At 47.2% G+C, this 14567-nt stretch carries 15 protein-coding genes; 11 read left to right on the forward strand and 4 right to left on the reverse strand.

The genetic code is table 11. From position 1 onward, the window contains the following. Positions 1 to 24: 24 nt before the first annotated feature. Positions 25 to 1494, reverse strand: a complete 1470-nt coding sequence (locus tag AYO36_RS03250) for a catalase (protein WP_023469017.1) — start codon at positions 1492 to 1494, stop codon at positions 25 to 27. 434 nt (positions 1495 to 1928) lie between these two features. Here AYO36_RS03250 and infC point away from each other — a divergent pair, with 434 nt between their 5' ends. The 8 genes from infC to pheT all read left to right on the forward strand — a co-directional run bounded on the left by infC (position 1929) and on the right by pheT (position 9274). After that, positions 1929 to 2459, forward strand: coding sequence for a translation initiation factor IF-3 (gene infC / locus AYO36_RS03255; RefSeq protein WP_029342318.1), 531 nt, complete (start codon positions 1929 to 1931; stop codon positions 2457 to 2459). Between the two features lie 27 nt (positions 2460 to 2486). Then, a complete protein-coding gene (gene rpmI, locus AYO36_RS03260; RefSeq protein WP_023469015.1) occupies positions 2487 to 2681 on the forward strand; it encodes a 50S ribosomal protein L35 in 195 nt (64 codons plus the stop codon). 37 nt (positions 2682 to 2718) lie between these two features. Continuing rightward, positions 2719 to 3078: a 50S ribosomal protein L20 gene (gene rplT, locus AYO36_RS03265; RefSeq protein ID WP_012371057.1), complete on the forward strand. Its 360-nt coding sequence runs from the start codon at positions 2719 to 2721 to the stop codon at positions 3076 to 3078. A 118-nt stretch (positions 3079 to 3196) separates the two neighbouring features. After that, on the forward strand, positions 3197 to 3679 hold the full coding sequence (locus AYO36_RS03270) for a dUTP diphosphatase (protein ID WP_023469014.1): 483 nt from the start codon (positions 3197 to 3199) through the stop codon (positions 3677 to 3679). Between the two features lie 12 nt (positions 3680 to 3691). Further along, positions 3692 to 4774 (forward strand): M42 family metallopeptidase, encoded by a 1083-nt coding sequence (locus AYO36_RS03275; RefSeq protein WP_064299521.1) that lies wholly within the window; start codon positions 3692 to 3694, stop codon positions 4772 to 4774. Between the two features lie 7 nt (positions 4775 to 4781). Next, the gene (locus AYO36_RS03280) at positions 4782 to 5534 is read left to right on the forward strand and encodes a TrmH family RNA methyltransferase (RefSeq protein WP_050677644.1); all 753 of its coding nucleotides are present in this window, start codon (positions 4782 to 4784) and stop codon (positions 5532 to 5534) included. 308 nt (positions 5535 to 5842) lie between these two features. Continuing rightward, the gene (gene pheS, locus AYO36_RS03285) at positions 5843 to 6865 is read left to right on the forward strand and encodes a phenylalanine--tRNA ligase subunit alpha (RefSeq protein WP_035396564.1); all 1023 of its coding nucleotides are present in this window, start codon (positions 5843 to 5845) and stop codon (positions 6863 to 6865) included. A 12-nt stretch (positions 6866 to 6877) separates the two neighbouring features. Further along, complete coding sequence (gene pheT, locus AYO36_RS03290; protein WP_064299522.1) at positions 6878 to 9274, forward strand: phenylalanine--tRNA ligase subunit beta; 2397 nt, start codon at positions 6878 to 6880, stop codon at positions 9272 to 9274. 64 nt (positions 9275 to 9338) lie between these two features. Here pheT and AYO36_RS03295 read toward each other — a convergent pair whose 3' ends face one another. Next, complete coding sequence (locus AYO36_RS03295) at positions 9339 to 10526, reverse strand: MFS transporter (RefSeq protein WP_064299523.1); 1188 nt, start codon at positions 10524 to 10526, stop codon at positions 9339 to 9341. Further along, complete coding sequence (locus tag AYO36_RS03300; protein ID WP_023469008.1) at positions 10523 to 10951, reverse strand: MarR family winged helix-turn-helix transcriptional regulator; 429 nt, start codon at positions 10949 to 10951, stop codon at positions 10523 to 10525. Before AYO36_RS03300 ends, AYO36_RS03295 begins: the two co-directional genes overlap by 4 nt. A gap of 257 nt (positions 10952 to 11208) precedes the next feature. On the opposite strand from AYO36_RS03300, the gene AYO36_RS03305 reads away from it, so the two are divergent. Continuing rightward, entirely contained in the window at positions 11209 to 12675 is a 1467-nt protein-coding gene (locus AYO36_RS03305; protein ID WP_064299524.1) for a UDP-N-acetylmuramoyl-L-alanyl-D-glutamate--2,6-diaminopimelate ligase, read from the forward strand. Positions 12676 to 12698: 23 nt separating this feature from the next. On the opposite strand, the gene rnhC is transcribed toward AYO36_RS03305, so the two are convergent. After that, on the reverse strand, positions 12699 to 13619 hold the full coding sequence (gene rnhC, locus AYO36_RS03310) for a ribonuclease HIII (RefSeq protein WP_156501820.1): 921 nt from the start codon (positions 13617 to 13619) through the stop codon (positions 12699 to 12701). Positions 13620 to 13739: 120 nt separating this feature from the next. Between rnhC and zapA the strand changes: the two genes are divergently transcribed. Together zapA and AYO36_RS03320 are read left to right on the forward strand one after the other, a co-directional pair. After that, positions 13740 to 13976, forward strand: coding sequence for a cell division protein ZapA (zapA, locus tag AYO36_RS03315; RefSeq protein ID WP_029342308.1), 237 nt, complete (start codon positions 13740 to 13742; stop codon positions 13974 to 13976). A gap of 3 nt (positions 13977 to 13979) precedes the next feature. Further along, a complete protein-coding gene (locus AYO36_RS03320) occupies positions 13980 to 14528 on the forward strand; it encodes a CvpA family protein (protein ID WP_050677637.1) in 549 nt (182 codons plus the stop codon). Positions 14529 to 14567 lie beyond the last annotated feature (39 nt).

A 14567-nucleotide genomic window follows, 5' to 3' on the forward strand; every position in this document is an offset into this window, starting at 1 on the left:
AGCGTCGAGGGTGCTTGTGCCATATTATGAACGCATTTGTTGCAAGAACGGTTCGATATCGACTTGAAGCGCTTCTGATAGTTTCTGACCGAGTGAAGCATCAGCACGGTAGAAGTTGCAGATTGCGAGCAAGACCGTGTTCTCATGACGAACCTGCTCGAGATCATTGACGAGGTTCTTCAGAAGAGCTGCTTGCTCGTCTTCTGTCAGACGACGGTATACTTCACCGGCTTGACCGAAGTTATTCGTCTTCTCGATTTCGAGACGACCGTGTTTATCATCAAGTAACGGCTGGTTTTCTTCCGTATACTCTGGTGTTTCTTTTGGTTCTTCTTGATAGCGGTTCGGTTCGTAGTTTACCGGACTCGTTTGTTGACCGACTGGCATTGCACCATCACGTTGATAGTTGTTCACTTGTGCGAACGGACAGTTGATCGGAAGTTGTTGGTAGTTCGTTCCGATACGGTAACGTTGCGTATCGGAATAGGAGAACAAGCGACCTTGTAATAACTTATCTTCAGATGGCAACATTCCTGGAATCAAGACACCTGGGTTGAATCCGACAGATTCCGTTTCAGCGAAATAGTTATCGACGTTCTTATTCAAAGTCATCGTACCGACGTGTTGGAACGGGATGACATCTTCAAACCAATCTTTTGTTGCATCGAGCGGATCGAAATCGAACTGATCGACGTCAGCCGGATCGAGCACCTGTACGAACAGATCCCATTCCGGATAATCTCCGTCTTCAATCGCTTGGAACGTATCGTTTGAAGCGTGGTTAAAGTCTTTTCCTTGAATCTCCGTTGCTTCTTCTGCTGAGAGATTATGAATGCCAGCTTTCGGTACCCAGCGTAGTTTAACGTAAACCGTATTGCCATGAGCGTTCACCCATTTGAATGAATGGACGGAAGAACCACGCATTTTACGGTAGCTTGCAGGAATGCCTTCATCCGTAAAGAGATGCATGAGCATGTTCGTCGATTCCGGACGAAGTGTCATGAAGTCCCAGTAGCGGTCAGGATCTTGAATGTTCGTGCGTGGATCTGGTTTAAGTGAATGGACCATATCCGGGAACTTCATAGCGTCACGAATGAAGAAGACAGGAAGGTTGTTCCCGACGAAATCCCAGTTTCCTTCTTCTGTATAGAACTTGACAGAGAATCCACGTGGATCGCGGAGTGTCTCTGGAGAATGCGTGCCGTGAATAACAGTCGAGAAACGGGCGAAAACAGGAACTTCTGTCCCTTCTTCTTGTAAAAACGCAGCTTTCGTGTACTTTTTCATTGAGTTTTTGACAGTGAAGACACCGTGAGCACCGAATCCACGAGCGTGTACGACACGCTCAGGTACACGTTCCCGGTCGAAATGGGCCATCTTTTCAATTAATTGATAGTCTTCTAATAACGTTGGTCCGCGACGTCCAGCCGTACGTGAATTCTGGTTGTCTCCGATTGGTACACCTTGATTGGTCGTTAATCGTTTTTCAGTCATCTGTTATTCTCCCCCTTATGTAAGATTAAATTGATTATAAAACAATAATCATTCTAAATAAACAATTTTGCTTGCGAATGTTCTGAATCTTTTTTTCCATGTTAAGAGTGTACCCGTGAAAAACAGGTTAGAAACTTCTTGCTTATCCGTCAAAGGATTGCTATTATAATCAAGTATGTGAGCAACGTTCTGTAAGAACATAGAAAGCGGCTTGACATCACGGGAAAACAAGTGCTATGATAGCAAAGTGAAATGACAACAAAGCAGAAGCATCCCGCTTCTCACCATGTATGACGACTCGTACTGGTTCATCATGAAGATACGCAATGTGTAGCGACTGCTATGCTTTGACGTTCCTTATGAGTGTGGGCGGGAAGAACTGCCGACGCTTTTTTTATAGCGTTTTCTATCATTCATTTTTCGTGCAATGCACGATGGAGGTGCTAACCATTAGCAAAGATCTGTTAATCAATGAAAGCATCCGTGCCCGGGAAGTTCGTCTTATCGGAGCGGATGGTGCTCAACTAGGTGTCCAATCACGCAACGAAGCGCTACGTCTCGCAGAGGAAGCGGAACTTGACCTCGTCATGGTCGCTCCACAAGCGACGCCGCCAGTTTGTAAGATCATGGACTACGGTAAATACCGTTTCGAGATGCAAAAGAAGGACAAAGAAACTCGGAAGAATCAGAAAGTGATTCAGATGAAAGAAGTTCGTCTTAGCCCGACGATCGAGGAGAACGACTTCCAAACGAAATTCCGTAATGCGAAGAAATTCTTGGAGAATGGTAACAAAGTGAAAGCGAGCATTCGTTTCCGCGGTCGTGCCATCACTCACTCGGAAATCGGTAAACGCGTTCTCGAACGCCTCGCAACGGATTTAAGTGAGTTCGGTGTTGTGGAACAGAGACCGAAGATGGAAGGACGCAGCATGTTCCTCGTGCTTGCTCCTAAGAAAGAAGACTAATCGAATCGAAGTAGGAGGGAATCTCTCATGCCTAAAATGAAATCGCACCGCGGTGCTTCTAAACGTTTCAAACGTACTGCTTCTGGCAAATTGAAACGTGGTCGTGCTTACACAAGCCACTTGTTCGGTAACAAATCAACAAAAGCGAAACGTAAATTACGTAAAGCTAGCATGGTATCTACGGGTGACTTCAAACGCATCCGTCACATGATCGCGAAGTAATTTATCCAATCGTATACAGATTTAGGAGGGAATTTATATGCCACGCGTAAAAGGCGGATATACGACTCGTCAACGTCGTAAAAAACAACTCAAATTAGCTAAGGGCTACTACGGCTCGAAACATACACTCTTCAAGGTTGCGAAACAGCAAGTCATGAAATCTCTCATGTACGCTTACCGTGACCGTCGTCAAAAGAAACGTGACTTCCGTCGCCTCTGGATCACTCGGATCAATGCGGCAGCACGTATCAACGGTCTTTCTTACAGCCGCATGATGCATGGTCTTAAATTAGCAGGTATCGACGTTAACCGTAAGATGCTCGCTGACCTCGCAGTTACAGATGCAACTGCATTTGCTTCACTTGCTGACACAGCAAAAGCAAAATTGAACGCTTAAGTTCTACAATTCGTCGGGGAATTTAATTCTCCGACGTTTTTTTCGATTTAATGATAAAATAAGAAGGCACGTCGATGAGACGGTCATATGATTTTTTTAGATAGAAGGAGAATTAAAGATGGATTGGTTGACACTTTTTGAGATGCAAGAACAGTTGGATAAACGGATTCAGTCAGAACATCAATTGACAGGCAATCAATTCGACGAGCGTCTGCTCGCCTTACTGGTCGAACTCGGTGAACTTGCGAACGAGACACGTTGCTTTAAGTTCTGGTCGAAGAAGGGACCATCCGCTCAAGTCACAATTCTTGAGGAATATGTCGATGGCGTCCATTTTCTACTCTCACTAGGTCTAGCACTTGATTACAAGAAAAGTCATTTTACTGAAGGTGACTTCTATTTGACAGCAACAGATGCTTTTTTAGACGTCTATAACAAAACGAACGTCTTTGCGATTTCGCGGACGGAACAAAGTTATGATGTTCTGATTGGTGCATACCTTGCATTAGGTGCTACACTAGGCTTTACACAGGATATGATTTTCAAGGCTTACATTTCTAAAAATGAAGCAAACCATGTGCGACAAGACAACGGTTACTAAGGAGGAAATCAGATGAACGAACAATTACATATGCTAAAACGTCTCACGGACGCAACAGGTGTACCGGGAAACGAAAAAGAAGTCCGGAGCCTCATGCGTGAATATCTAGAACCTCATGCAGAAGCATTCCACCAAGATGGTCTCGGTAGTCTCTTTGCTGAACATAAAGGCGCAGGCGAAGATGCACCACGTGTATTGATTGCGGGTCACATGGATGAAGTCGGATTCATGGTCACGAAGATTGATGAAAAAGGATTCCTTCGTTTCCAACCACTCGGCGGTTGGTGGGGTCAGGTCCTCTTGGCACAGCGTATGAATATTGTGACGTCATCTGGTGAAGTCATTCCAGGTGTAATTGGTGCAAAACCACCTCATGTTTTACCACCGGAAGCGCGCAATAAGCCGGTCGACATTAAAGACATGTTCATCGATATCGGTGCTTCATCAAAAGAAGAAGTCGACGGTTGGGGAATTCGTCCGGGTGATACGGTCGTTCCACATTGCGAATTTACTGTGATGAAAAATGAGAACTTCTTGATGGCAAAAGCGTGGGACAACCGCATTGGTTGTGCCATCGCAATCGAAGCAATCAAGCGCTTAAAAGCGGACGGACATCCGAACACGATTTTCGCGGGAGCGACTGTTCAGGAAGAAGTCGGGTTACGTGGGGCTCAAACTGTCGCACACCTACTCAAACCATCGATCGCCTTTGCTGTCGATACAGGTATCCCGGGTGATACGCCAGGAATGACCGATCGTGAAGCATTGTCGAAATTAGGTGAAGGCGTTCAAGTCATCATGTTCGATGCGTCGATGATCGCACATCGTGGATTGATCGATTTCGTGACGAAAGTCGCAACAGAAGAAAATATCAAGTATCAACTGGACTTAACACCAGGTGGCGGAACGGATGCAGCGAAGTTCCACTTATCGAATACAGGTGTTCCATCACTTGCCTTGACTGTACCGATCCGTTACCTACACACGAACGTCTCAATCATGCATAAAGCCGATTTCGAAGCAGCCGTCGATTTAGTCGTTGCTGTGACAAAACGTCTGGATGCGGAGACCGTCCAAGCGATCTACGAGGGGTAATAAAACAATGAAGCACATCGCATCAGCAAAGAACGAAATCGTTAAACAATGGAAAAAACTCTTAACGAAAAAAGGACGCCTGCAGACGAACCGTTTCTTAATTGAAGGAGAACACTTGATTGAAGAAGCTGTTCGCGCTGGAATCGTCAAGGAATTGATCGTGCGTGAATCGTACCAAGTACCCGGCTCTTGGAAACGAAATGCCGATGTCTTTACGATCGATGAAGCCGTCATCAAAGTACTGGCTGAGACGGAAACGTCGCAAGGCATCTTCGCTGTCTGTGAGATGAAACAAGCTTCGGCACAATTAGAACGAGGACGCTATTTGTTGCTCGATCGTCTGCAAGATCCAGGGAACGTTGGGACGATGATTCGGACAGCTGACGCAGCTGGATTCGATGGGGTCGTCGTCGGCCCGGGAACAGTTGACGTCTATAACGGAAAAGTCATCCGTGCGACGCAAGGATCGCTGTTCCACCTACCGGTTATCTCCATGCCACTCGAAGAGGCAGTCAATGCCCTGCACGAACAAGGAATTGCGGTAATCGGCACGGCGTTAGAAGGAGCGACGTCTTATCAAACGATCGCACCGATGGATGCACTCGGTTTGATCATCGGGAACGAAGCACAAGGCGTTGCGCCAGAATTGCTCTCTTATTGTGATGAGCGTGCCTACATCCCGATCCGCGGTAAAGCGGAGTCATTGAATGCGGCAGTAGCGGCTGGCATTTTGCTCTATCATTTTGCAAGCGTGGATTGAAACCGACAAGCGTTCATGCTAAAGTGAACATCAGGAATACATCATGGACGTTGATGGAACAGAGTACGTTAGGGAACGATTCAATCAGGGAGAAGCGGTCGTAGACTGAAAACTGCTTCGTGAATCTGCTAACCGAATTCACTCCGGAGTCGCACGAGAGATCGTGACGGGATGCGCCCGTTATCGCGCAATTGGAGGACTTTTCGATTGAAAAGTCAAACAAGGGTGGTACCACGGTGTTTACATCGTCCCTTCGGCATTTGCCGGAGGGACGTTTTTTTATATCTTCAACTAAAGGAGTGGGAAAGATGCGCGAGCAATTAGAAGCATTACGCGATGAAGCGTTGACATTAGTCGATCAGGCAACAACACAAAAAGATCTCAATGATGTCCGAGTCAAGTATCTCGGGAAAAAGGGACCAATCACAGAAGTATTACGAGGAATGGGAAAGTTATCAGCGGAAGAACGACCAGTCGTCGGTGAGATCGCAAATACAGTTCGTCAAGCGATCCAAGAGCAATTGGAACAACGTCTGACAGCTGTCAAACAACAAGAAATGGATGCGAAACTGGCAGCGGAAGCAATTGACGTCACGTTACCAGGACGTCCGAAAAAGGTCGGTCATGCGCATCTCTTGCAACAGGTGACGGATGAGATCGAAGACATCTTTGTCGGACTCGGTTATACGATTGCCGAAGGACCAGAAGTCGAGCAAGATCTGTTCAACTTCGAGATGTTGAATTTACCGAAGGATCACCCGGCACGTGACATGCAAGACTCGTTCTATATCACGGAAGAAATTTTGATGCGAACGCATACGTCACCGGTCCAAGCACGGACGATGCTCGCTTCGAAAGGAGAACCGATCCGCATTCTCTGCCCAGGTAAAGTCTATCGTCGAGACGAAGATGATGCGACACATTCGCACCAATTCATGCAAGTCGAAGGACTCGTCGTCGGAGAATCGATTTCGATGGCAGACTTAAAAGGAACGCTTGAAGCCTTCGCAAAGCAGATGTTCGGTGAAGCACGTGAAGTCCGCTTACGCCCAAGTTTCTTCCCGTTCACGGAGCCGTCCGTCGAAGTCGACGTCTCGTGCTTCAAATGTGGCGGTAAAGGATGTAACATCTGTAAACAGACGGGATGGATTGAAATTCTGGGCGCTGGAATGGTTCACCCTCACGTTCTCGAAATGGCCGAATATGATAGCACGAAAATGTCAGGTTTCGCATTCGGAATGGGTATCGAACGGATTGCCATGTTGAAATACGGTGTCGATGATATTCGCCACTTCTATACGAATGACGTTCGCTTCAGCGAACAGTTTTAAGGGGGAACGCAGATGTTAGTCTCAAAACAATGGTTGAACGAATATGTGGATGTCAGTCACACATCAGGACAAGATTTGGCTGATTTGATTACAAAGAGCGGAATCGAAGTCGAAGGCGTAGATGTCCGGGATGAAGCGTTGAACAACATCGTCGTCGGACGTGTATTAACGAAAGAAAAACATCCAGAAGCAGATAAATTGAATGTCACGACGGTCGACATCGGGCAAGACGAACCGGTCCAAATCGTGTGTGGTGCACCGAACGTCGAAGCCGGACAAAATGTCATCGTCGCACGCGTCGGAGCTCGCCTGCCAGGTATTAAAATCAAACGTGCCAAATTGCGAGGTGTCGTCTCAGAAGGGATGATCTGTTCACTCGAAGAACTCGGATTCGAAAAGAAATATATCCGAGAAGATGAGCAGGACGGGATCCATACGTTCCGTGAACCAGTCACACCAGGACAAGACGTTTTGGAGTTACTCGGTCTACGTGATGAAATCCTCGAGCTTGGATTAACGCCGAACCGTTCGGACTGCCTCAGCATGTATGGTGTCGCACACGAAGTGGCGGCGCTTTACGATACGACACCGACTTTCCCGGTCGTTGAAGTCAACGAAGCAGAAACTGCGACGGCAGTCGACGTGACGCTTGATTCAGAGGACTGCCCGTTCTACGCGGCACGAGAAATTCAAGGCGTGACGATTCAAGAGTCACCGACTTGGTTAAAAAACCGCTTGATTGCGAACGGCATTCGTCCGATCAACAACGTCGTCGACGTTACGAACTTCGTCTTACTTGAGACAGGTCAACCGCTTCATTCATTTGATGCTGAAAAACTCGGAAAACGGATCGTCGTGCGTCAAGCGCACGCAGGAGAGTCGTTCACGACGCTCGACGAAGTAGAGCGGACGCTCGATTCTTCGATGCTGGTCATCACTGACGGTGAACACCCGGTCGCGCTTGCTGGTGTCATGGGTGGAGCGAATACCGAAGTCGATGAAAACACGACATCGATCATTTTAGAATCAGCTTACTTCGCACCGATTTCCGTCCGGAAGACGAGCCGTGTTCTTGGACTTCGCTCGGACTCGAGTGCTCGTTTCGAAAAGGGCGTTGATCCACGTCGTGTCTTGTTAGCACTCGATCGGGCTGCAACTTTGATTGCTGAACTCTCGGGTGGAACGGTTCAGGCTGGTGTCGCTCAAGCTGGAACGCTCGAGCTTGACGATCACTTGATTGAAGCGAGTGTCTCGTACATCAATCACCGTCTTGGTATGGAGATCGAAGGAACGGTCATGCAAACGTTACTCGAACGTCTTGGTCTCGGTGTTGAATTATCGGGTGATGCCTTGACAGTCAGCGTACCGACTCGCCGCCAAGACTTGAAAATTCCAGCTGATTTAGCGGAAGAAGTCGCTCGTCTCTACGGATATGACGCACTGACTTCAAGCTTACCGTCTGAAGCGAGCCGTGGCTTCTTACCAAAACGGAACATTCACCGTCGTCATTTACGCCGGACATTGCAGGGAGCAGGTCTTTCGCAAGCCATCACGTATTCATTGACGAGCGAACAACGCGCGATGCAATTCAATGAACGAGAAGATTTGCATCCGGTTAAACTGGCGATGCCAATCAGTGAAGCACGTTCGACACTGCGGACGTCACTCATTCCGGGACTCCTTGAAGTCGCGCAGCATAACGTCGCACGACAGCATGCCGATGTCGCGTTTTATGAACTCGGCAGTGTTTATCTGCAACGGGATGCGTCACTTGAGACACTCCCGATTGAACAAGAAATGATCGGTGGCGTCGCAGTCGGTGTGTCAGAACAACACCGTGCGCACGGAACGCTCGTCAAAACAGATTTCTTCGTCATGAAAGGATTCGTCGAGACACTCGCTTCTGCAGTCGGTGTTACGTTGACGTTCGAGGCAGCGAGCATTCCATCGATGCACCCAGGACGGACGGCGCGCATTTTGCTTGACGGAGAAGCGATCGGATTCGTCGGTCAAGTGCATCCTGGTCTGTCAAAAGAACAGTATGGTCTAAAAGAAGTGTACGTCTTTGAATTAGAGGCGATGGCACTGCGTACGAAAGAAGAGCAGGTCTACTCGGAAATTTCACGTTTCCCATCAATGACACGCGACTTAGCTATCGTCGTCGAGCGATCAGTGACGGCGCAATCCATCGTCGATGTCATGACGGAAGCAGCCGGTCCACTTCTTCAGACGATCGAATTGTTCGATGTCTACACGGGTGAGAACGTCGGAGAGAATGAAAAATCATTCGCTTTCTCCCTCCGTTATCAAAACAAAGAACGGACGTTAGTCGATGAAGAAATCACGACAGCGCAACAGCGAGTCGTAGATGCAGTGAAAGAAACGTTCAATGCGGAACTTCGCGCATAATCAGGATAAACAAACAGCCGCTTTCCTTTCAGAGGAAGGCGGCTGTTTTCGTTTGACGACAGATTCAAGAAGCAAGTTCTTCTGTTTCAGATGACGCAGCTTGTCGTTTCGTAAAGGTGAAATACAGTAGACCACTTACGAGAACGATCAGACTACAGGACAAGAACATATTGGAATAGCCGATACTGCTTGCGACCGTAGCGAGAATCAAGGCACCGATTCCGAAGCCTGTGTCGTAAGCAAGGAAAAAAGTCGAGATGGCTTTCCCTTTCTGTGCAGGAGGTGCGAAGTTCAAAAGGACAGTTTGAAGACCCGGGAAGATGGACGCAGAACCGATACCGATGATGACGGCAGCAGTCAATAAACCGGCAAACGAAGGATACATGCCGAGAATGACAAAGCCCATTATATATAGGGCGTACGATGGCAACAACACGAATGCAGCCCCTCGCTGGTCGAACAGTTTTCCAGCAATCGGTCGAATCGCGACCATTCCGAGAGCGACTAACGCATAAAAATAAGAAGCATATGCGACATGTCCGATCGAGTCCGTATACAGTGAGATGAATGCTGACGTACTAGAGATCGCGACGCCTGCCAACAGAGTCGCTACTAATAAAAGCGGACGCGATAAGAAGAGGGACTGCCTTAAACGAAACGCGGACGTGCTTGGAATATGTTGGCTCGTCAGTGGAAGACGCGTCATTAACAAGAAAGCGATGATCGCTAGGACGGCGACCGTCACGAAGTACAGAACGAATGCTTTTTCTTGAATAAAGGCAAGACCGATGACAGGACCAAGGACGGATGCCAAGTTCATCGATAGGACGAAATAGCCCATCCCTTCGCCTTGACGTGTCTTTGGAATCAATGTCGTAACGGCGAGACTAATTGAAGAAGATAGCATCCCGAAACTAAAGCCATGGATGATACGGATGATGATTAGATAAAAAAATGATTCCAAAGGTAGGACGAGCATGTAGCAGATACTCATGACTGTAAAAAGACTTGCAGAGATCATCAAGACGCGCTTTAAATCGTATCGATCTAACCAGTGACCAATCAATGGACGAGAACAGACGGTTGCCAGGATGAAACTCGTCACGATCCACCCGAGTGCTGAAGCGGAGACTGGAAACTGTTTAGCAGCGAGTAAAGGAAGTGAGGCATTGAGTAGATAAAATGTGATGAAGAGCAACAGATTGATGATCAACGTCATGATGTAATGACGCGAGAATAACCGAGCGGTCATGAAGATTCCTCCTGTCGATGTAGAGTAAGTAGGTGCGTCATCCACTCACCGAGCTGTTGCTGATCGGTAAGGGAGAAGGAGGCGAGTAAGCGTTGGTGGGTCTCTTGGACCGCAGCATCGATTTGGTCGAACCGTTCGATGGCTAAAGGTGTCAATGAGACAAAATGTGTTCGTCCTTCTTTTATCCGAGTGATGAAACCAAGCGTCTCAAGACGTGAGACGGTTTTCGTCACAGCTGGTTTTTCAATGATTAGATAATCGGCCAGTTGGACTTGTGAAACAGGTTGTAGTAATGCAACTGCTTTTATTAGTGCCCATTGACCCGTATGTAACGAGTAGGGAAGCAAGGTAGCATCAATTTCTCGTTTAACGAGACGTGAGACTTTTGATAGTTGTCCGAGTACATCTTCTTGTGTGTAGAGCATCCTATTTCTCCTTTTAGTTAACTAGTTAACTTTAAGAGTGTATCAAAGCTGATTAAGAGGTGCAAGGGAAGAAACGCTCATTTCATGCATTGAAGAGAATAATTTTCTAGCATGATAAAAGATTAATCAGGTCTTAAAGCGGGTATGTTCCGTAAAAGAGTATTTGATTTACTTGAAACAATGGATACGACTGTTTATGTGATTGGTTGACTAATTCATCTTGACATAGAGAAGAGACAAGAAGGGAAGAGTACATCATGAATCGACTAGCGAAGCTTCTGAATGAACTATTACCACTCACTATAAAGGAAGTAATCAATCCACTCATTACGAATATCGCAACCGATTCGCGACAAATCACACCTGGCGGATTATTCATCTGTATCAACGGCTACACGGTTGATGGTCACGATTATATCAATCAGGCAATCAAAAACGGGGCTGTGGCGATTTTAGCTGAACGATCGTTTCCGGCTTGCCCGGTACCCGTCATTACCGTGCCGGATACGAAACGACTTGCAGGTCAAGTCGCGAATCGCTTTTACGATCAACCGAGTCAAAAGATGCGTGTCTACGGTGTAACCGGAACGAACGGAAAAACGACGACGACGAAATTGGCGTATGATCTCTTTCGAGCAACAGGTGTGAAAGCCGGCATGATCAGCACGGTCGGTGCACGAATTGATGAGGAACTCATTGAGACGCCGAATACGACGCCTGAAGCCATCATCTTACATCGACTGTTGTATGAAATGGTTGAAAAAGGCGTGACGGATTGCATCATTGAAGTGTCTTCTCATGCATTAGCTGAAGGTCGAGTCGAGGGAGTCTCCTTCCACTCGGCAGCATTTACGAACCTGACGCATGATCATCTGGATTACCATCATTCAATGGAGGATTACGCCAAGACGAAAGCTTTGTTGTTTGAACAAGTTGCTGCGTCAAATGGTCGGACCATCGTCTTGAATCGAGAAGATGGTTGGAGTCGCGTCATGCGAGAAGCTGCGCCTTTACAACCCGTCATCTGGTATACGACGCAACCACACCGGACGTCACAGATCGCGGTCGAATGGTTGACGGACACCGTCAATGTGCGGATCGATGAGACGACGACGCGTGTGCCGACAGCTTTACTAGGTGAATTCAATGCAGCGAATTTAGCGGCGGCGATGGGATTGTTGCGGGCGGGCGACGCCAATCTCTATACGTTGATTCGTCATATTCCAGAACTGGAATTGCCGAAAGGACGACTCGAACGACTGGACTGGGCACCTTGTGAGATTTATATCGATTATGCCCATACACCGGATGGTCTAGAAAAATGTTTACAGGCACTCACTTCTTCCGGAGAGTCGCTATCGGTCGTTTTAAGTGCAGCTGGAGAGCGTGATCGAACGAAACGAGCGGAGATGGGGCGGATCGCAAGCAAATACTGTGAACACATCATCGCAACGGTCCATGATGCGAGGACAGAGAATCCGGATCGAATCATCGAAGAGTTAATCGTTGATATTCCACGTGAACATTTAGTAGGTTGTCATACGTCCCGTCATGAAGCGCTCGTACAAGCAGCGCATCTGGCGCACGAAGGGAAACGAATCGTCATCGTCGGGAAAGGGCATGATGAGGTAGAACGAATCGGTACAAAAACGATTCCTTTTAATGAAAAACATATACTTCTTGCGGAATTAGAACGACTGTCTGAAGGGGAGTCCGTCATTTAAAAAAACCGACCATTCCGTTAAGGTCATGGTCGGTTTCGTTTCGTGGCTAGTTGTTGTGCCTTTTTCGTATTCGCAAAATGGGCTTTCGTCCAGTCACGAAGTTTGTCAGCTCCATAACGTAAGATCAGTGAAGCGGCGACTTGATCCACTTTAGCACCAGCACCTTTCGGAATGACGACATCTGTTGTCTCACTCAACTTGTCCATCTCCTTCAAAAAGATGGCGCGAGCAATGATCGAGGAGGCAGCGACGGCGACATGAAGTTGCTCCGCCTTGGTCGAGAAGTAGACATTTTCTCGAACGGGATTGACGACACCAGACAAGTGTTTGTAGTAAACGGTCTTTTCAGCGAACTGATCAATCAAGATTGCTTCTGGTTTCGTCTCCAGTTGGTCAAGAAGTCGCTCGAGTACATCATTATGCATCAAGGCAGTCATCTTTCCTTGTGTCATCGTTCGTTGCATCTGATTGTATTCTGGATTGTGTAGGATACGATATGTGTACGGAATGACAGCATGGAGATCACGGGCGATCTTTCGAATCTCCGTGTCATTCAAGTGCTTGGAGTCCCGAACACCGAGTTCCTGAAGAAGTGCAATCTGCTTTCGATCAACGAAGGAAGCGACGACGACGAGTGGACCGAAGAAATCGCCTTTTCCAACTTCGTCACTGCCAGCGACGGACCATTCTGCAAAACCATTCGGTAACGTTGAAACAAGTGGTTCCTTCGATTTAGTCGGTGTAGCCGTACCGAAGCGTGAAGCGATGGTTTCGGCTTCGGTTCCTTGAAACATCACTTTTCCAGAATTGTAAATCGTGATGACACATCCGGGTACTTTAGCGGCGAAGCGGGCATACGGTGGACTCTTCGTCTGTCCTTGTTTAAACTCTTGTATGACGAGGTCTTGCTTTTCTTTAGATAAGCGTAAAACGGTAGTTCCCACGAGATAACCTCCCTTTCCGGGATTAAGCATACCATCCTTAAGACCGATGGGGGACTTCTTTTCCTAAAACGAAAATGATGGTACTATATGAAAGAAGCAAAGTATGAGGAGGACAGAAAAATGGCTGATTCAGAAGGGTTGAACCGGACGACGATTCATATCGCAGGCAATGATTATACGATTGTCGGAACGGAGTCGCCAGAACACGTACGCGAAGTGGGTCTCCTCGTCGATACGAAAATTCGAGAAATCCGAGAACAAGCACCACAACTCGACGTTCGTCAAATCGCCGTCCTAGCGGCGCTTAATATTGGTAGTGATTACGTAAAAATAAAAAAGAATTTGGGTGAACTATAAACTATGATTTCTTTCGTTATCTTATTACTTCTCGCCTTAGGCGTCATGACGGGTGTCCGACGGGGAGTCGTATTGCAGGCCGGGCATTTGCTCAGCCTGATCATTTCCTTCATCGTTGCCTTGTCGTTCTATGAGGAACTGGCGACGAAATTCCGTTTGTGGGTTCCATATCCGTCGACACTGGATGATGCGGGAATCGACTTGACGATGTTCGCAATTCCAAGTTCAGCACGACTCGATGAGGTGTTCTACAAAGCCTTTTGGTTCGTCGTCCTGTTCTTCGGTACAAAAATCATCTTAGCGATTTTGTTATCGATGTTTGATTCGTTGACGAACATTCCGATTTTAAAACAAGTCAAAGGATTATTAGGTGGCGTCTTTGGCTTCATCGAGATGTACATCTTCATTTTCTTACTCTTGTTCCTCGCAGCATTCGTTCCGATTCAGTCGATACAGGATGCCATTGCAGACTCGAGTTTGGCAAGTTTCATCATCCAACATACACCGCTCCTTGCGAATTGGCTGATGGACAAAGTTGGATTGATAAAATAAACATGCTCCCGTTAAATGGGAGCTTTTTTTGAGGGGAGA

This window comes from Exiguobacterium sp. KKBO11, assembly GCF_001644945.1.
Lineage (GTDB): Bacteria > Bacillota > Bacilli > Exiguobacteriales > Exiguobacteriaceae > Exiguobacterium_A > Exiguobacterium_A abrahamii.